This window comes from Streptomyces sp. NPDC001770, from assembly GCF_053596135.1.
Map to the genome: position 1 here is coordinate 318,630 of NZ_JBSFFN010000001.1, position 18,051 is coordinate 336,680.

At 71.5% G+C, this 18,051-nt stretch carries 14 protein-coding genes; 8 read left to right on the forward strand and 6 right to left on the reverse strand.

All coding sequences use genetic code 11. From position 1 onward, the window contains the following. Positions 1-114 precede the first annotated feature (114 nt). The 3 genes from ACWCSV_RS01400 to ACWCSV_RS01410 form a co-directional block, all read right to left on the reverse strand. Positions 115-3,009, reverse strand: a complete 2,895-nt coding sequence (locus tag ACWCSV_RS01400; protein WP_451137823.1) for a BTAD domain-containing putative transcriptional regulator — start codon at positions 3,007-3,009, stop codon at positions 115-117. Between the two features lie 602 nt (positions 3,010-3,611). Next, a complete protein-coding gene (locus tag ACWCSV_RS01405; protein ID WP_451137824.1) occupies positions 3,612-4,457 on the reverse strand; it encodes a MerR family transcriptional regulator in 846 nt (281 codons plus the stop codon). Between the two features lie 290 nt (positions 4,458-4,747). Continuing rightward, positions 4,748-4,951, reverse strand: a complete 204-nt coding sequence (locus ACWCSV_RS01410; protein WP_003967102.1) for a cold-shock protein — start codon at positions 4,949-4,951, stop codon at positions 4,748-4,750. A 678-nt stretch (positions 4,952-5,629) separates the two neighbouring features. Here ACWCSV_RS01410 and ACWCSV_RS01415 point away from each other — a divergent pair. From ACWCSV_RS01415 to ACWCSV_RS01430, 4 genes are all read left to right on the forward strand, one after another. Then, positions 5,630-6,508 (forward strand): menaquinone biosynthetic enzyme MqnA/MqnD family protein, encoded by an 879-nt coding sequence (locus ACWCSV_RS01415; RefSeq protein ID WP_451137825.1) that lies wholly within the window; start codon positions 5,630-5,632, stop codon positions 6,506-6,508. A gap of 1,189 nt (positions 6,509-7,697) precedes the next feature. After that, positions 7,698-9,689, forward strand: a complete 1,992-nt coding sequence (locus ACWCSV_RS01420) for a protein kinase domain-containing protein (protein ID WP_451137826.1) — start codon at positions 7,698-7,700, stop codon at positions 9,687-9,689. Between the two features lie 72 nt (positions 9,690-9,761). Continuing rightward, complete coding sequence (gene mqnC, locus ACWCSV_RS01425; RefSeq protein WP_451137827.1) at positions 9,762-10,961, forward strand: cyclic dehypoxanthinyl futalosine synthase; 1,200 nt, start codon at positions 9,762-9,764, stop codon at positions 10,959-10,961. A gap of 70 nt (positions 10,962-11,031) precedes the next feature. After that, positions 11,032-11,685: an amidohydrolase family protein gene (locus ACWCSV_RS01430; protein WP_451137828.1), complete on the forward strand. Its 654-nt coding sequence runs from the start codon at positions 11,032-11,034 to the stop codon at positions 11,683-11,685. Between the two features lie 32 nt (positions 11,686-11,717). Here the strand turns inward: ACWCSV_RS01430 and ACWCSV_RS01435 are convergent, their stop codons facing one another. Both ACWCSV_RS01435 and ACWCSV_RS01440 read right to left on the reverse strand, forming a co-directional pair. Continuing rightward, on the reverse strand, positions 11,718-12,584 hold the full coding sequence (locus ACWCSV_RS01435; RefSeq protein ID WP_451137829.1) for a hypothetical protein: 867 nt from the start codon (positions 12,582-12,584) through the stop codon (positions 11,718-11,720). 29 nt (positions 12,585-12,613) lie between these two features. Next, positions 12,614-13,171, reverse strand: coding sequence for a SigE family RNA polymerase sigma factor (locus ACWCSV_RS01440; RefSeq protein WP_451137830.1), 558 nt, complete (start codon positions 13,169-13,171; stop codon positions 12,614-12,616). Positions 13,172-13,487: 316 nt separating this feature from the next. On the opposite strand from ACWCSV_RS01440, the gene ACWCSV_RS01445 reads away from it, so the two are divergent. Beyond that, positions 13,488-14,180: a demethylmenaquinone methyltransferase gene (locus ACWCSV_RS01445; RefSeq protein WP_451137831.1), complete on the forward strand. Its 693-nt coding sequence runs from the start codon at positions 13,488-13,490 to the stop codon at positions 14,178-14,180. Between the two features lie 242 nt (positions 14,181-14,422). Here ACWCSV_RS01445 and ACWCSV_RS01450 read toward each other — a convergent pair whose 3' ends face one another. Beyond that, positions 14,423-14,974 carry a GNAT family N-acetyltransferase gene (locus tag ACWCSV_RS01450; RefSeq protein ID WP_451137832.1) on the reverse strand — a complete coding sequence of 184 codons (552 nt, stop codon included), beginning with the start codon at positions 14,972-14,974 and terminating at the stop codon, positions 14,423-14,425. Between the two features lie 97 nt (positions 14,975-15,071). Between ACWCSV_RS01450 and ACWCSV_RS01455 the strand changes: the two genes are divergently transcribed. The 3 genes from ACWCSV_RS01455 to ACWCSV_RS01465 all read left to right on the forward strand — a co-directional run bounded on the left by ACWCSV_RS01455 (position 15,072) and on the right by ACWCSV_RS01465 (position 18,021). Beyond that, a complete protein-coding gene (locus ACWCSV_RS01455) occupies positions 15,072-16,355 on the forward strand; it encodes a geranylgeranyl reductase family protein (protein ID WP_327176274.1) in 1,284 nt (427 codons plus the stop codon). A 282-nt stretch (positions 16,356-16,637) separates the two neighbouring features. Continuing rightward, positions 16,638-17,237: a dihydrofolate reductase family protein gene (locus tag ACWCSV_RS01460; protein WP_451137833.1), complete on the forward strand. Its 600-nt coding sequence runs from the start codon at positions 16,638-16,640 to the stop codon at positions 17,235-17,237. A gap of 88 nt (positions 17,238-17,325) precedes the next feature. After that, positions 17,326-18,021 carry an NUDIX domain-containing protein gene (locus tag ACWCSV_RS01465; RefSeq protein WP_451137834.1) on the forward strand — a complete coding sequence of 232 codons (696 nt, stop codon included), beginning with the start codon at positions 17,326-17,328 and terminating at the stop codon, positions 18,019-18,021. The last annotated feature ends 30 nt before the right edge of the window (positions 18,022-18,051 follow it).

Consider the following 18,051-nt stretch of genomic DNA (forward strand, 5'->3'; position numbering starts at 1 on the left):
ACGGCCCCGCGGTCGCCCCGTCTGCCCCCCGACGCGACGGATCGACTAGAAGGAAGAGTGCCGGTCCGCGATAAACGAATGATGAACGTCCGCTGCCGGCGTCCCACCAGGGCGTCACGCGGGCAGCACGGACGCGAACCGGTCCAGCAGCGCGCGTACCCCCGCGGCCTCGTGGGAGCCCAGACCGTCGTAGATCCCGAGCGCCTCGCGCCAGCAGACCTGAGCCCGGCCGAACTGGCCGATCCGCACCAGGGCCTGGCCCAGCACGGTCAGCACGTTGGCCTTCCGCCAGTCGCCCCCGATCCCGCGCAGCGAGGTCAGCGACTGCTCGGCCCCCGCGGCGGCCTGCACCGCACGCCCGGCCGCGAGATCGACCTCCGCGAGACGGAAGAGCGTCATCCCCACCCACAGCCGCTGCCGGCTCTCGCGGAAGACCGTCAGCGCCTCCTGCAACCGGTCCGTGGCATCGTCGAACGACTCGCTCTCGGTCAGCGCCATGCCCAGGGCGTAACGGCCGTTGGCGCTCCGCAGGGCATGGCCCATGCCGTCGTAGATGTCCGTACCCCGCTGCGCCAGCTCCACCGCGCTGCCGGTACGGCCGGTCGCCAGGTGGATACGGGACAGGTTGCACAACGCGCTCGCCTCGCCCGGCCGGTCCCCGACCAGCCGGAACGCGTCGATGGCCTGGGAGAAGTACGTCTCGCCGTCGTCGTGACGGCTCTGGTAGAGCGCCATGATCCCGAGCGCGTTCGAGGCCCAGCACCCCGGCAGCGGGTCGAGCGCCGGATCGACCAGCGCCATGATCCGCGCCGCCTCCTGCTCGGCCTGGTCGAAGCGGCCCGAGGCGTGGTGCACATCGGCGAGGGTGACCAGCGCGCGCACCTCCGTACGGCGGTCACCGCAGCCCGACGCCGCCTCCAGCAGCGCCAGAGCCGTCGTCTCGTACTCCTTCGCGTTGGCCCCCGACTCCCCGAGGTCCAGCGCCGCCCACAACAGGTCCACCGCCCGCCGCAGGGTCGCGGCCCCGGTGCACTGGCGGGCGCAGGCGAGGATCGTGGCCGCCTCCGTGTACAGCCAGTCCAGCGCCGCGTGCCGGTCGGCGAAGGCCAACCCGGCCCGGCCGGTGGGTTCCAGATGGTCCACCAGCCGGTCACCCGGCCGCTCCAGCGCGTACACGCCCGCAGCGGTCGCGAGGTAGAAGTCGATCAGCCGGGAGAGTGCCCGCTCCCGCTCCACGGGAGGATGCTCGTCGCGCTCGGCGCACGCACGGGCGTACAGACGGACGAGATCGTGGTACCGGTACCGCCCTGGTGCGGCCGACTCCAGCAGGGAGGTGTCGACCAGCGACTCCAGGATGTCCTCGGCCGCCTGCGGCTCCAGACCGAGGAGCGCCGCCGCGGCCGCGAGCGACACGTCGGGGCCGTCCGCCAGACCGAGGAGACGGAACGCACGGGCCTGGACGGGCTCCAACTGGCCGTAGCCCAGCTCGAACGTCGCCTTCACCGCGAGATCGCCCGCCCGCAGCTCGTCCAGCCTGCTCCGCTCGTCGGCGAGCTTGGCCGCCAGCACCGACACCGTCCAGGTACGGCGCGAGGCCAGCCGCGAGGCGGCGATACGGATCGCCAGCGGCAGGAACCCGCACGCCGCCACCACGTCCAGGGCCGCGTCCCGCTCCGCGCCCACCCGCTCCTCGCCGACGATCCGGGTGAAGAGCTGCAAGGACTCCGCCGGAGACATCACGTCCAGATCCACCAGATGCGCCCCGGCCAGGTCGATCATCCGCACCCGGCTCGTCACCAGGGCGGCGCACCCGGGAGTCCCGGGCAGCAACGGCCGTACCTGCGCGGCATCGTGGGCGTTGTCCAGCAGCACCAGGACCCTGCGGCCGTCGAGCGCCGACCGGTACAGCGCGGCCCGCTCGTCGAGCGAGTCCGGAATCGCCGACTCCGGGGTACCCAGTGCGCGCAGGAACGCCCCGAGCACCGTCTCCGGTTCGGCGACCCGGGCCCCCGCACCCTGGAGGTCCACGTACAACTGGCCGTCCGGGAAACGGTTCCGGGACCGGTGGGCGACGTGCACGGCGAGCGTGGTCTTGCCGACGCCCCCTATGCCCGCCAGCGCCGACACCGCCATCACCGAACCCTCGGCCGTTGCCAGCCGGTCGCCGAGCTCCCGCACGAAGGACTCGCGGCCGGTGAAGTCCGCGACCGCGGCCGGAAGCTGCGCGGGACGCACGGCGACCGGCGCCACCTGAACGGATTCCTCGACCGGACGGGCCAGTTCGTCGTCGGCGGAGAGGATGCGCTGCTGGAGCCGGGAGAGCTCGGGGCGGGGATCGACCCCCAGCTCCTCCGCGAGGAGCCGCCGGGTGTCCGCGTACACCGCGAGCGCCTCGGACTGCCGGCCGCTGCGGTACAGCGCCAGCATCAACAGCTCACGCAGCCGCTCCCGCAGCGGATGCGCGGCGGTGAGCGCGGTCAGTTCGGAGACCGCCTCCGCGTGGTGGCCCAGCTCCAGATCCAGGTCGAGCCGTGTCTCGGTCAGCTGGAGACGCCACTCCTCCAGACGGGTGCGCTGGTTCTCCGCGTACGGCCCCGGCACGGAGGCCAGCGTCTCGCCGTCCCACGAGGCCAGGGCCTCCGCGATCAGATCCCGGGCCCGCGTGCGGTTGCCGGACGCCCGCGCCTTCTCCGCCGCGCCCACCGACTCCTGGGCCAGACGCACGTCGAGGGACCCCTCGCGGAGCCGGATCGCATACCCGCCCGACTCGCTGACCAGCACGTCCTGCCCGAGCACCTTGCGCAGCCGGGAGGCGTACGTACGGATCGCCGCCAACGCCCGGGGCGGCGACTCCTCGCCCCAGATGGCGTCGATCAATTCGGAGGCGGTCGCGGTACGGCCGTCCCGGAGGAGCAGCGCCGCCAACAGGGCACGCTGCTGCGGGGACCCGGAGGCCAGCGGAGTCCCGCCGAGCCGGACCCGTACGGGCCCGAGGACGGCGAAGTGCAACTCGTGGGTGGGGGCCGGGGGTTGGTTCTGCTCCTGGGGCTGGGGCTGGGCTTGGTCCTGGGGCCGCTCTTGGGCTTGGGCCTGGTCCTGGGGCTGGTCTTGGGCCCGGTCCTGGCCTTCGGGTTGCGGTCGGGTATCCGGTGCGGGGTGCGGTGGGGCTCCCGACACCGGCCCCTGCGTGGCGCGCTGCTCCGGAACGCGCACGCGTGGCCCGTTGTCGCGGTCCATTGATGCCCCCTGTCCTGCTTTCGCCCCGCCCGGTTCTGCCGCGGTCGCCGGCACCGGGACGCGGGGGAGCGCCCGGGTGTGACGTGAGGGCGCGTCCGGATCGCTCCGTACCGTTGATACCGCTGTCGACAGTCTGCCTTGTCGCGGGCTACCCCGTCAGCTCTGCGTGATGCTCTGCACAAGGCTTCGACAACGATCGCGGAACCTTGCCCAGCGGGACGGGGGCGGCGGGGGTGGGAAGGGCGTCGGCCGGGCGTTGGCGGGCGTTTCCGGGCGGGTGCTTCCGGGCGGGTGCTTCCGGGCGGGTGCTTCCGGGCGGGGCCGGGGCCCACCCGCACGGTGGGCCCCGGCCGGGGCGGGGCGCGGGCGCGTCGTCAGGCCCTGACGATCGCCTGCTGCAGCTCGGTCACCCACTTCTCCTTCTCCTCGGGGCACTCCAGGGTGACCTCCCGGGTGTAACCGACCGCCCGGTAACCGCTGGTGTCCAGCCAACGGGCGAGTACCTGCTCCGTGGAGAGCACGGAGTCCATCGCGCCCCGGTGCACGAGGGTGGCCGCCTCGAACGCGGGCAACTCCACCACCCGGACACCGCTGTCGCCGACCGGCCCGGCCGGTGCGGAGACCGTCACCCCGGCGTGCACGAGGACCGCGCCCACCGCCGCGTTCCCGTCCGGGGCGTCCTCGTACCGGGCGATTCCCGGACCGGAGGGCGTGAGGCCCGCCGCGGCCAGCAACGGGAACAACTGCTCGTACAGCGGGACGATCACCGGGGTGATGTCCTGCGGCCGGAAGCCGGCGGCCGTGCCGGTCAGCTCGGCGACCCGTACCGCCGGAACCTGCTTGATGACGATGTCGTCGGTGTCCATGCGTCCCTCACTCTCGATCGACCGGAGTCGCGCCTCCACCTGGTTCAGTCGCGCTGCCGCCGCTGCCGCCGCTGCCATCGCCGCCTCCAGCTCCGTACACCGCAGCCGCAGCATCCCGCGCAGCTCCTGCGCGGTGATCTCGTCGTCGAGGATGCTCCCGACCTCTTGGAGCGTGAAGCCGAGATCCTTGAGGGCGATGATGCGGTTGAGGCGAGCGAGTTGGGCTGCGCCGTAGAAGCGGTAGCCGTTGGCCGGGTCGGTACGGTCCGGACGCAACAGCCCGATCGCGTCGTAGTGACGCAGCATGCGGGGCGATACCCGTCCGTACCGGGCGAAATCTCCGATGGTGAACATGATGTCTCCGAGTGCACGGCTTCACACGGTGTGAGGGTCAAGGGCGGCGCGCGGAACGGGGCGGCGCGGAAAACGCGGTGCGGAACAAGGTGGTGCGGGGGCAGCGACGTGCGGAACAAGGTGGCGCCGGGGCAGCGACGTGCGGAGAGCGGTGTGATGCGCGGAGAGCGGTGTGATGCGCGGAGAGGGATTGTGCGGCGGGAGCAAAGGCAGGAGCCCCGCCCTTGCCGAGGCAAAGGGCGGGGCTCCTTGGGTACTGCTTACCGGCCGCGATCGGCCGACCCGGGCAACTAGGCCGGGGTGACGTTCTCAGCCTGCGGGCCCTTCGGACCCTGAGTGACGTCGAAGTTCACGACCTGGTTCTCCTCGAGGGAGCGGAACCCGGACGCGTTGATCGCGGAGTAGTGAACGAAGACATCCGGGCCGCCGCCGTCCTGGGCGATGAAGCCGAAGCCCTTTTCAGCGTTGAACCACTTGACGGTTCCGGTAGCCATAAAGCCCTCCTTGGGCCAAAGGGTTGCCCTGCTCCAGAACCTGCAAAGAAGTCTGAAAACTACAAAAGCCTGCGGGTTACATGATCCGCAGGCTTTGTACTGCAAGGGAAACCAAACTGCAACTTGCGGGCGAGCCTAGCACGCAGCCTCTGGGGAGCGGTAGAGGGAAAGATCACTTCACTCGAATGTTTGATTGGGCGATCCGATAGGTGACCGGCACGTCGCGCGGCGGGTGCGAGGGAGGGCGTGAGGGCGGGTGCGGAGGTGGGGTTGAGAACTGGTCCGGGGGTCGGCCAGGGCGGTCTGCGTGGAGGGGCGCGGAGGGGGCGCACGGCAGGCGGTGGTGAGGGGCGCGAGGGGGCGCGCAACGTGGTGCGGAGAGGCGCGTGAAGTGGGGGGCGGGACACGTGGGGGAGCGGCCCCGGAGTGGAGCCGGGAGCGGGTGCCGGTGGAGCGGCGTGAGGCATGGGGCTGAGGTTGTCGGTGCGGCGATACTCGGGCAGGTTTGCCGACGCGGTGCTGCCGACGCGGTGCTGTCGGTGCGGTCCTGCCAGTGCGGTGCTGTCGGTGGTGTGGGGCTGGGCTGTCGGTGTGGTGATGGCTCCGCGGACGCCGCTGTGTTCGCCCGCAGATCGCCCCGGTGGTGCTGTTGTCCGAACGCAGGTCTAGCCTCGCGATGTGGACAATTCAACCGTCTCTCCCGTCGAAGGCGGCCATCGCCGCAGCCGGCCCCGTGTCGGCCACATCCAGTTCCTGAACTGCCTTCCCCTCTACTGGGGGCTGGCACGGACGGGGACCCTGCTCGATCTGGAGCTGTCGAAGGACACCCCGGAGAAGCTCAGCGAGCAGCTGGTCAAGGGTGACCTGGACATCGGCCCCATCACCCTGGTGGAGTTCCTGCGCAACGCCGACGACCTGGTCGCCTTCCCCGACATCGCGGTCGGCTGCGACGGCCCCGTCATGTCGTGCGTGATCGTCTCGCAGGTTCCCCTGGAGCAGCTCGACCGTGCGCGGGTGGCTCTCGGTTCGACCTCCCGTACGTCCGTCCGGCTGGCTCAGCTGCTGCTCGCCGAGCGCTACGGGGTACAGCCCGACTACTACACCTGCCCGCCCGACCTCGCCGCGATGATGCAGGAGGCGGACGCCGCCGTGCTGATCGGCGACGCCGCACTCCGCGCCAACCTGCACGACGCCCCGCGTCTCGGCCTCCAGGTCCACGACCTGGGTCAGATGTGGAAGGAGTGGACCGGGCTGCCGTTCGTCTTCGCCGTCTGGGCCGCCCGCAAGGACTACCTGGCCGCCGAACCGGAGTACGTAGACAAGGTGCACCAGGCTTTCCTGGCTTCGCGGGACGTGTCCCTGGAAGAGGTCACCAAGGTCGCCGAGCAGGCCGCTCGCTGGGAAGCCTTCGACGCGGAGGTGCTGGAGAAGTACTTCACCACCCTCGACTTCCGCTTCGGCCCCGACCAGCTCGCGGGCGTGAAGGAGTTCGCCCGGCGGACCGGCGGCACCACCGGCTACCCCGACGACGTGCACGTCGAGCTGCTCGGCAACTGACCCCACGCCGTCCGGCCGTCCGACTGCCCAGGCTTCCGGCTGCCCAGGCTTCCGGGTGGCTGGACGTCCGGGCAGCCGGGTGGCCGGTGGCCGGACGGCCGGTGGCCGGGCAGCCGGGCGGTGGGGCGGGAGGCTTGATGGCCTGGTGGTGGAGGCGGGAGGCCGGTTCCGTGTTGTCTCCACGTCTCCGGGTCTCGCATGCCCCAGTACCTGACGCTGCCCACAGGTCCTACAGCCCTACGGCCCCGCCGCCGCGGTGACCGCGTACCGTCCGCCGCCCATGCGCTCCGGCCGATACGGGCTCCGCCGCTCGCGCTCGGACGGGCAGCCACCGCCTCTCCTGGAGCCCTTCCCGGAGTCCCTCCCGGGTTCCTCCTGGCGTGACCCCTGAGGTGACCTCAGGACGGCCCGGGAGCCACCGCGGGATGCTCCCGAAGGGTCGAACCCGTGTACGGCTTCGGCGTACGGGGCGCCCGTACGATCCGGTCCGTCGTGACGACGCGATTCGGTGGCGATCCGTACCTTCCTCTTCGCGTTCCTGGCGCTCTCGCGCACCTTTCTCTCGCTTCTCGACTTTCGCCGCCTTTCGCGGCTTTCTTCCAGAACGCCCGATTCCTCGGTGGTCGCTCTCGGATGCGATGCGGGGTGTCCGAGGCGAAAGCGGGCCGCGGAACCGGGGGAGAGTGCGCGGAGGTGTGTGGGGCTCCGTCCGGGACTCCTGTACGGGTCGCCTCTCTCGCGCCTCCACGGGAATGGCCGGGTGGTGAGGGGGCCTTTGGCATGCATGTCCAAGGGGCGCCATTCTTTCCCGCCGTGTTCCCCTCGGGTAGCCCGCGTTTTCTTTCTCCTATTCCTTTAGGGGCGGCCTCCTCGCCGGCGCCTCGAAGTTCTGTGTTTCCGTGTGTTCCGGTTCTCCGTTCTTCTCCATCCGCTCATGTTTCATTCGCCCGCCCGTAACTTCTCTGCTTTCCTCTCCGGTCCAGGAAGCGCCTGACGGGGGGCAGGTCGCCGCTGTCCCGGTGGGTGGTGGGCGGAAGGGAGTAGAAAGCGGAATTTGGCATTCCGAGCCCCCCCCGTGGAGGGGCATGCTTTCCGGTCGGGGGAACCGGTGGAACGTTTTCCTGTGACCGGGCGACGGGCAGCCCTTACGCTTCGGTCGAGGTCCGGTCGCTTCACAGGGGGAGTCGCCATGCAGCCGCTGGAAGCCGGCGAACCGCGCACCATCGGCGCCTACCGGCTGCTCGGCAGGCTCGGCGCGGGCGGCATGGGGCGGGTCTACCTGGGCCGGAGCACGGGAGGCCGCACGGTCGCGGTGAAGGTGGTGCACCCGCACTTCGCCCTCGACGAGCAGTTCCGGGCCCGGTTCCGGCGCGAGGTGGACTCCGCGCGGCGCGTCGGGGCCCGGTGGACCGCTCCCGTGCTGGACGCCGACCCCGACGCACCGGTGCCGTGGGTGGCGACCGGATACGTGGCGGGGCCGTCCCTCTCGCAGGCGGTGACCCGGCACGGCGCACTGCCCGGTCAGGCCGTGCGGGCGCTGGGCGGCGGCCTCGCGGAGGCCCTGGGCGCCGTGCACCAGCAAGGCATCGTCCACCGTGACGTGAAGCCTTCCAACGTCCTGCTCGCCCTCGACGGCCCCCGGCTCATCGACTTCGGCATCGCCAGAGCCCTCGGCGCCACCGTCTCGCTCACCTCCACCGGGGCCTCCGTGGGGTCGCCGGGCTACATGGCACCCGAGCAGATCCGCGGAGGCGACATCTCCGGAGCGGCCGACGTGTTCTCGCTCGGCGCGGTCCTCGCGTACGCCGCCACCGGCTCCGCACCCTTCCCCGGCGACTCCTCCGCCGTGCTTCTGTACAAGGTGGTCCACGAGGAGCCCGAACTCGGCGATCTCCGGGGCGAGCTGAGGGACCTCATCGCCGCGTGCCTGGCGAAGGACCCGGACGCCCGGCCCTCCCCGCCCGACATCGCCCGTGCTCTCGCCCCCGTCGGCGCGGCGGTGCTGGTGGCGGCGGGCTGGCTGCCCGCCGAGCTCGTCCATGAGGTGAGCCGGGACGCAGTGGCGCTGCTCGACCTCGAACCCCAGGAGGGTCCGGTGCTCTCCGGCCCCGTCCCCTTCAGCAGCGCCTCGCTCTCCGTACCTCCCGCGGACAGGCGAGGTGTTGGGGACCGTACGACGGCACCCGACGACGGCAGCGGCGAAGAGAACGCGCACGCGGGCGCCCAGTCCTCCGATGCAAGGCCCTCCGACGCCCAGTCCTCCGGCGCCCAGTCCTCCGACGCGCGGTCTTCCGGCGGCCAGTCGGCCGGTGCCCGGTCCGCCGGTGCTCTCGGCGTCTTCGGCCCACCGATCCCGCTGCCGTCCGACCGGTCCGGAGGCCGCTCCCCGTCGGATCCGCCCCACTCCCCGCACGGGCCGCGGTTCTCCGTCTCCATGAGCGCCGACAGGCTGCCCGAGCAGCGGCCCGGGGCCCGGGCCGGGCGGAGGGTGAGCTGCACCGTCGCGCTGGCCGTCGCCGGTGCGCTGGCCGTCGTGGGTCTGACGTCGGGCATGCTCGGCGACCTGTTGCCCTGGGGCGGCTCCGGTGACGCCAGCAAGCGCAGCACCGGCAGTGCCGCCTCGCCTCCCTCCGCCTCCGCCTCCGCCCCCACGGACTCGGCCACGGGTGCCTCCGCCGGCACCGGCTCGGGCACACCGTCCGGCGGCACCTCCTCCCCACCCGCTCCCGGCGGCGGCCCCGGTGACGGCGGAGGAAGCGGCGGTGAAGGAGACGGTGGTGAAGGAAGCGGCGGGGGCGACGACGGGATCGCAGCCCTGCCCAAGGTGTTCGTGGGGACCTGGTCCGGGCCGACCCTCGAACGCTCGGGCGCCTCGCACGGCATCCTCACCGCCGTCTTCACCGAGGGAAAGAAGGGCCAGGACGTCGTCCGGATGACCCAGTCGATCCGCTTCCTCGATTCGCAGGTCTCCTGCTCCAGCATCGGGACGCTCACCTCCGGCACCGAGAAGGTGCTGAAGATCCATGAGCGCTCGGTCGCCGACAGCTCCGCGAGCCTCTTCTGTACCGGGGCCGAGGCGGACCTGACCTTCACCCTCAACGACGACGGAACCCTCGCCTACCGGTCGTACGAGGAGGCCGCCGGACTTCCCACCGGCACGCTGAGCCGGTCCGGCCGCTGAACCCGGCAGGGGCTGGCGTAGGCTGATTCGGTCCGTGGATCCGTCGAAACACCGCCGAAAGGTGACAGCCCGGTGACCGAGAAGGCCGACCTTCAGCCCATCCTCGACCGCGCCGCCGAAGGCGGGCGGATCTCTGCGGAGGAGGCGCTCGACCTGTACCGGTCGGCCCCGCTGCACGCGCTCGGAGCCGCGGCCGACGCCGTGCGCCGGCGCCGCTACGCGGGTACGGAGCACATCGCGACGTACATCATCGAGCGCAACATCAACTACACCAACGTATGTGTCACGGCGTGCAAGTTCTGCGCCTTCTACGCCGCGCCGAAGGACACTGCCAAGGGCTGGTCCCGCGACCTCGACGACATCCTGCGCCGCTGCGCGGAGACCGTCGAACTGGGCGGCACCCAGATCATGTTCCAGGGCGGCCACCACCCGGACTACGGCGTGGAGTACTACGAGGAGCACTTCTCCGCCATCAAGAAGGCGTTCCCGCAGCTGGTGATCCACTCGCTGGGCGCCTCCGAGATCGAGCACATGGCCCGGATCTCCAAGGTGTCCGCCGAGGAGGCGATCCAGCGCATCCACGCCGCCGGTCTCGACTCCTTCGCCGGTGCCGGCGCCGAACTCCTGCCGGCCCGCCCGCGCAAGGCCATCGCTCCGCTCAAGGAGTCCGGTGAGCGCTGGCTGGAGATCATGGAGATCGCGCACAACCTCGGTGTCGAGTCCACCTCCACCATGCTGATGGGCACCGGCGAGACCAACGCCGAGCGCATCGAGCACCTCCGCATGATCCGTGACGTGCAGGACCGTACGGGCGGCTTCCGCGCCTTCATCCCGTACACCTACCAGCCGGAGAACAACCACCTGAAGGGCCGCACGCACGCGACGCTCTTCGAGTACCTCCGCATGATCGCCATCGCGCGCCTCTTCCTGGACAACGTCGCACACATCCAGGGCTCCTGGCTGACCACCGGCAAGGAGGTCGGCCAGTTGTCGCTGCACTATGGCGCGGACGACCTCGGCTCGATCATGCTGGAGGAGAACGTCGTCTCCTCCGCCGGTGCCAAGCACCGCTCCAACCGCCTGGAGATCATCGACCTGATCCGCAAGGCCGGTCGGGTGCCCGCCCAGCGCGCCACGACGTACGAGCACCTGGTCGTCCACGACGACCCGGCGCTGGACCCGGTCGACGACCGCGTCGTCTCGCACATCTCGTCCACCGCCATCGAGGGCGGCACCGCCCACCCCGAGCTGAAGCTCCTCGACGCCAACTGAGCGCTCTCCCGCGACCGCCATTGCGACCTCCTTCCGTCTCTCCCCGACCGCTCCGGGCCAGGTGCTCACCGTGCTGACGATTCATTCCGCCGATCTGCTGCTGCCCGGCCCAGGGCGGCGGGCGGTCGCCGGTGGTGCGGTGCTCGTCAGGGACGGAGCCGTCGCGGCCCTCGGCCCGTACGAGGACCTTGCCGCCGGCCACCCGACGGCCCGGGTGCGCCGTTGGCCCGGGCTGCTGACGCCCGGGCTCGTCCAGCCGCAGGGCAGCGCGCTGCTGGAACGGGCCTACCACCCCGACCCCCGGGAATCGGACGTCCTCGGCACCGAACCCCTGACGGGCGCCGCGCTGAGTGGCGTGGACATGGACGACAGCCGGTGGGGCGCGAGTGCGCGGCGCGGGGTGCAGCGCATGCTCGCCCACGGCACCGTCGCCGTCGTGGGACCGCTCAGCCGGCCCGCGGTGGCGGACGCGGTGCAGCGATCGGGGATGCGGCTCCTCGGCGGGACCCCGGCCGAAGAGCCGGGTGCGCGGGCCTCACTCGACCCGCTCGACTCGCGTCGTACGGCAGCCGAGGCGTTCGCCGCTCCGGCACTCGACGCCGGGAACCGGGCTGCGGACTTCGCGATCTTCGACGCCCCTGACGAGGAAACCCTCCTCAGGGTGGGCGCGGCCTGCTGCGTCGTCACCGTCCTCGGTGGACGGATGGTCCACCGGCGGCGCTGACGGCCCGGCCCCCGGGACCGTACCGGGCTGTGTCAGCCGCCGACGATGGTGGTCCGTTCCTCCTCCATCGGATGCTTGTCGGCGTACGCCACGAGCCGCAGGAAATCGGCGTCACCGGCGAGCGTGGTCAGCTGCTCCACCGTGACGGGCGCCGAGGCGGCGTGCAGGTCGTCCGGCGAGACACTGATCTCGACCAGGCTGTCGCCGTAACCGAACTCGACGCTGATGCCCATGGTGTCCAGGGAGTTCATGGCCGCGGTCCGGGCGGTCGCGTGTATGCCCCCGGGCAACACGACCTGCCGGCAGGTGAGGTGCTTCGCCGGGTCGCTCACGCACGCAGCCGCATGGTGGTCCTCGCCCCTACCCTCAGGTCGCACGGAGAAGGTGAGCGGGAAGACCGCGGTGCCGTCCGTCAGTTGGTACTGGTCGACCCGGAGGTCCACCGGCCGGATCGTCCCGGCGCCGGGGAGCAGGTGGTCCAGGGTGGTCGCGGCGGTCTGCTGGAACCTCTGCTGCCGCTTCCGCTCGGCGGCCGGGAGGTCCGCCATCGAGGACTCGCCGGGCGAGGGCACCACGTGCACGGGCGTGCGGTAATCGGCGGTGGGTTCGGATTTCGGACCAGGATCTCGGCCGGAATCCCGGGCAGAGCCCACCCCCGTGGCCTGGGCAGGGGCCCCGCTCGACCAGGGGGCCGTCACCGCGAAGATCCCCAGCGCCACCGCGGCGGTCACCCCGGCGCCCATCACGACCTGGGCGCGCGCACGGCGTCGGCGTCCCTGGGCCACTGCACCCGCCACCAGATCCCCGGGCGGCTGGGCCTGGTCGGAGGCGTGCTCCATGGCGGCCCTGAGCAGCGCCGCGCTCGTGTCACGTTCAAAGTCCGTGGGGTCGGTCAGCATGGTCGTACTCCTCTTCGTGTCCGTGTGTCTCATGCCTGGCGGGAATAGAGGTGGGCGTCGCCGAGCCGCGTCCGCAGCCGGGCCAGCGAGCGGGAACACTGGCTCTTGACCGTGGATTCGCTGCACCGCATCAGCCGGGAGACCGTCTCGACGCTCAGGTCCTCCCAGTACCGCAGGACGACCATCGCCCGGGCGCGCGGCGGCAGTTCGGAGAGCGCGGAGAGCAGCGTCACCGTGAGCTCGGGCCCCACGGGAGAAGGGGCCGGGTCCGCACGGGAGTGGGCGAGCAGATCGCGGAGACGGCGGCGCCGCTCCGCGAGGTAGGTACGGGTGAGGACGGTGCGGGCGTACGCGTGCGGGTGCTCGGCCGCGACCACCCGGCGCCAGTGCTGGAACAGCTTCGCCAGTGTGGTCTGTGTCAGGTCCCGGGCCGTCTCCGCGTCACCGCAGAGGAGATAGGCCGTGCGGTACAGCCCGCGCTGGGCGGCTCGCGCGAACTCCTCGAAATCCTGGGCCGCTAAGCCCTGCACCGGTGTACGGGTGCGGCCGGAAACGGCTGTGGAGTCCCGGCCTCGTGATGTGCTCATCTTTCCCCCTCGTCCCTGTCGTCTTCACCTCTGCTGTTCTTCACCCCTTCTAGAGCGCTCCCGCAGCTGAAAGGTTGAGGACGAATTTCACGGATTTTCCGGGCGCCGCACCCGGCGTTTCCGGGCGCCGCACCCGGCGTTTCCGGGCGCCGCGCACGGAGTTCCCACGCGCCCACGCACAGGGCTTCCGGGCGCTCACACGCGCAGGGTTTCCGGGCGCTCACGCGCAGGGCTTCCCGGGCGCTCACGCACGGAGGTGCGGCGACCGGGCAGCGCCGCCGTCGGGTTGCGGGGGGCGGGCTGCTTGAATGGGAGGGTGACCCGAGCATCCCTGGAAAAGCAGCCGCACGAAGTCGCCTCGATGTTCGACGACGTGGCGCGACGGTACGACCTGACCAATGACGTGCTCTCGCTCGGACAGGCCCGGCTCTGGCGCAAGGAGGTCGCCAAGGCGGTCGACGCGCGCCCGGGGCAGAAGGTCCTGGACCTGGCCGCCGGTACGGCCACCTCCTCGCAGCCCTTCGCGCAGGCCGGCGCCTACGTCGTGCCCTGCGACTTCTCGATCGGCATGCTGAAGGTGGGCAAGGAGCGCCACCCCTGGATGCCGTTCACGGCGGGCGACGGGACGAAGCTCCCGTTCAAGGACGAGACCTTCGACGCGGTCACCATCTCCTTCGGGCTCCGCAACATCCAGGACACCGCCGCCGCCCTGAGCGAGCTCCACCGGGTCACCAAGCCCGGCGGCCGCGTCGTGATCTGCGAGTTCTCGCAGCCCACCTGGACGCCGTTCCGCACGGTGTACATGGAGTACCTGATGAAGGCGCTGCCGCCGCTCGCCACCGCGGTGAGCAGCAACCCGGACGCGTACGTCTACCTTGCCGAGTCCATCCGGGCCTGGCCCGACCAGGCGGGACTCGCCACCCTGCTGCAGAAGGCCGGCTGGTCGAGCGTCGCCTGGCGCAACCTCACCGGCGGCGTGGTCGCGCTGCACCGGGGTGTACGCGCCTGAGCGCCGCGCCGACGGCACCCTGACCGACGCAGCCCGCGCCCGCGGACGGACGCAGCCCGCGCACGCGGACGGACCCAGCCCGCGCACCCGAACAGAAGCAGCCCACGCGCGTGGTGAGACCTGTCCCGCACGCGCGCAGGGAAGCATCCCGCCCATGCGGACGGACGCAGCCCGCGCACCCGAACGCCCCCGCGCACGCGGCGGGTGGGTCCGGGTGCGCGGGCGAGCGTCTCGCCGGGCCGTTACGCCCCCTTCCGCACCTCCGCCGCGTCCCCCAGCGCCAGCCGGTAGCAGAGCGCGGTGCGCGGGACCCCGGTGGTGATCTCGTACGACTCGGCGTGGTGCATCCCGAGTCGCTCGGCCACCGCGACCGAGCGGCGGTTGCGCGAGTCGATCATCGCCACGACCTCGGGGACACCCGCCGCCCGTACGCGTTCCAGCGTGGCGCGGGCGGCAGTGGTCGCGTACCCGTGGCCCCAGGCGGCGCGACTCAGCCGCCAGCCGATCTCGATCGCTCCGACCGGCCCGAAGCTGGGGTGCGGCCATGGCTGCGCGCCGGTGAAGCCCAGCACTTCGCCTGCCTCGTCGGTCACCGTCCAGAGACAGAAGCCGAGTTCGGCGTCGTGCCGGCGCTGGCGCGCGGTCAGCTCCTCGTACACCGAGAACTCCGCGCTCCGGCCGCCGTGGAACTCCATCACCTCCGGGTCGTCGAAGACCCGGTACCAGCTCAGGGCGTCCTCGTCGGTGGGGACCCGCAGGTGGACCGCCGGGTGGGAGGAAGGCGCGATCGTCATCGGGGAGCCCTTCGGTAAGTTGATCTGCCGGTCCCCATAGACTGCATGGGACCGGTGCCCCGCGGCACGCGTTTTCGAGTCTTCGGGAGATCCGACCGTGACCGAGCCCCTCTCCGAACACAGCGCGGACGTGATTGTCGTCGGAGCAGGCCCAGCCGGCTCCACGACCGCGTACTACCTCGCCAAGGCCGGGCTCGACGTCCTGCTGCTGGAGAAGACGGCGTTCCCCCGGGAGAAGGTCTGCGGCGACGGCCTCACCCCCCGCGCGACCAAGCAGTTGGTCTCCATGGGCATCGACATCTCCGAAGAGGCCGGCTGGTCGCGGAACAAGGGACTCCGGATCATCGGCGGCGGTGTCCGCCTCCAGCTCGACTGGCCCGACCTCGCCTCGTACCCGGACTACGGCCTCGTGCGCAAGCGCGACGACTTCGACGAGCAGCTCGCCCGGCAGGCGCAGAAGGCGGGCGCACGGCTGTACGAGCGTGCCAACGTCGGCGCCCCGATCATCGACGAGCGCACCGGCCGCATCACCGGCGTCAACGCCAAGCTCGGCGAGGAGAAGACCCCGGTCACCTTCCACGCCCCGCTGGTCGTCGCAGCCGACGGCAACTCGACCCGGCTCTCGCTCGCCATGGGCCTGCACCGCCGCGAGGACCGCCCGATGGGCGTCGCGGTCCGTACGTACTTCACCTCGCCGCGCCACGACGACGACTACCTGGAGTCCTGGCTCGAACTCTGGGACCGGCGTGGCCCGCAGGACCGCCTGCTTCCCGGGTACGGCTGGATCTTCGGCATGGGCGACGGCACCTCCAACGTCGGCCTCGGCATCCTCAACTCCTCGTCCGCGTTCCGGGAGCTGGACTGGCGTGAGGTCCTCAAGGCCTGGTGCGCGTCGATGCCGGCGGACTGGGGCTACACCCCGGAGAACATGACGACGCCCATCCGCGGCGCCGCCCTTCCGATGGCCTTCAACCGCCAGCCGCACTACACCAAGGGCCTGCTGCTCGTCGGTGACGCGGGCGGCCTCGTCAACCCGTTCAACGGCGAGGGCATCGCCTACGCCATGGAGTCCGGCCAGATCGCCGCCGACGTCATCGTGCAGGCCACCGCCCGCGCGACCCCGGCCCAGCGCGAACTGGCCCTGCACAACTACCCGAAGATCCTCAAGGACACCTACGGCGGCTACTACACGCTGGGCCGCGCGTTCGTGAAGATCATCGGTAATCCGAAGATCATGAAGATCGCCACGCAGCGGGGCCTCACCCACCCGCTGCTGATGAAGTTCACCCTGAAGATGCTGGCCAACCTCACCGACCCGACGGGCGGCGACGCGATGGACCGCATCATCAACGGGCTGTCGAAGGTGGCACCGAAGGCCTGAGATACGGGCCTGAGGCACGGGCCTGGGACATGGGGCCGGGACCGGACGCGGGTGCGTCCGGTCCCCGCCTTGTTACGCCCGCCCTGTCCCGCCCCCCCCGTTCCCGTCCGGTCGTGTCCCGTCCGGTCGTGTCCCGTCCGGTCGTGTCCCGTCCGGTCCCGGGCGGCGCGGCGCGACGAGTTTTCGCCGGTCGAGCTGTCTTCCTTACGTACACCGCGAGTGGACGACGGAAGACCGATGGAAGACCGGCGGAGACCGGACGGAAGACCAGGGAGCGAGCCCGTGCGCATCGTCATCAGTGAATTCATCAGCCTCGACGGCATCGTGCAGGCGCCGGGCGGTCCGGAGGAGGACACGGACGGCGGGTTCGCGCACGGCGGCTGGTCGCACCCGTTCTTCGACCCGGAGATCGTGGGCGGGGCCTTCGACGACGTCCTGGCCAAGGCGGACGCGCTGCTCTTCGGGCGCCGTACCTGGCAGACGATGGCCGAGGCGTGGCCGGACCGGGCGGGCGACCCGTTCGCCGACCGGATGAACACCATCGAGAAGTACGTGGTGTCGAGGACACTCTCCGCCCAGGACCTGGGGTGGGCCAACACCACTCTCATCCCGGGCGATGATGCGGTCGGCCGCGTCCGCGCGCTCCGTGGGGCCGAAGGCGGCGACCTGGCGGTCATGGGCAGCCCCACTCTCGCGCGCGCCCTCCTGAGCGAGGGGCTGGTCGACGAACTGCGGCTGATGATCATGCCGGTGCTGCTCGGCGGCGGTAAGACGATCTTCCCGGTGGACGGCGGCCTGCGCGCCCTGGAACTGGTCTCGACGGTCACCAGCCCCGCCGGGGTGAATGTGTGCACCTACCGCCCGGCCGGCGCGAACGCCTGATCGACTCTCGCGAACGCCTGGTCAAGCCGGCTACCCGAGCCGGGTAATCCCTTGCGCCGGCGTCCGGGCGTTGCACACCATCGGGTCCATGAGAGCTGACGTGCGGTACGACGACGATGCCCTGGTTCTGACGAGCGATCCGACGGAGGAAGGTCTCTACCACCTGCCCCGCGCCGGGGAACCGGTGGACGGGAGCCGCCGCCGGACCCTCACCCTCGCGGAGGCGCTGCACGTGCGCATCCGGCCGGTCGGTACGGCGGAGGCGGTACTCCGTGACTGGTCGGTCAGCGGCCCGAAGAGCGGCCCGGCGCGGTGGGCGGACCCGACCACCTCCGTGCCGAGGCGCGTACGGGCCGGAGCGATCGTGATCCGCGACGGACAGATCCTCCTCATCCGGCAGTCCGACCGCCGCGACACCTGGTACGAGATCCCCGGCGGCGGTGTGGAGGCGGGGGAGACCCTGCACGAGGCGGTGGTGCGGGAGCTGTGGGAGGAGACCCGCCTCGGCGGGAGCGTGGCCGGGGAGGTGGCCCGGGTCTGGAAGGAGGGGACCCGGCAGCACTACTTCCTCGTGCACGCCGAGGGGGAGGTCGGCGCCGAGGACCAGCTCGACAACTACGGTGGCCGGCCGGTGTGGATGCCGGTCGCGGACCTGCCCGGGACCGCGCTCTGGCCCCGGCGGCTGAGCTGGCGCATCGCCCACTGGCAGCACGCGGGCTGGCCCATAGTGCCATTCGAACTGGCGGACAGCGTGAAGGACTTGGGTAAGCCCTGCGCCTGGTAGGCAGGGGGGGGGAGGCGATGAGGGGGAGGC

Excerpts from the sequence above, each read along its gene's own strand:
- ACWCSV_RS01435 (WP_451137829.1), bottom strand. The coding sequence starts at position 12,584 with ATGCTGACCGACCCCACGGACTTTGAACGTGACACGAGCGCGGCGCTG.
- ACWCSV_RS01420 (WP_451137826.1), top strand. The coding sequence starts at position 7,698 with ATGCAGCCGCTGGAAGCCGGCGAACCGCGCACCATCGGCGCCTACCGG.
- ACWCSV_RS01410 (WP_003967102.1), bottom strand. The coding sequence starts at position 4,951 with ATGGCTACCGGAACCGTCAAGTGGTTCAACGCTGAAAAGGGCTTCGGC.
- ACWCSV_RS01405 (WP_451137824.1), bottom strand. The coding sequence starts at position 4,457 with ATGTTCACCATCGGAGATTTCGCCCGGTACGGACGGGTATCGCCCCGC.
- ACWCSV_RS01465 (WP_451137834.1), top strand. The coding sequence starts at position 17,326 with ATGAGAGCTGACGTGCGGTACGACGACGATGCCCTGGTTCTGACGAGC.
- ACWCSV_RS01450 (WP_451137832.1), bottom strand. The coding sequence starts at position 14,974 with ATGACGATCGCGCCTTCCTCCCACCCGGCGGTCCACCTGCGGGTCCCC.
- ACWCSV_RS01440 (WP_451137830.1), bottom strand. The coding sequence starts at position 13,171 with ATGAGCACATCACGAGGCCGGGACTCCACAGCCGTTTCCGGCCGCACC.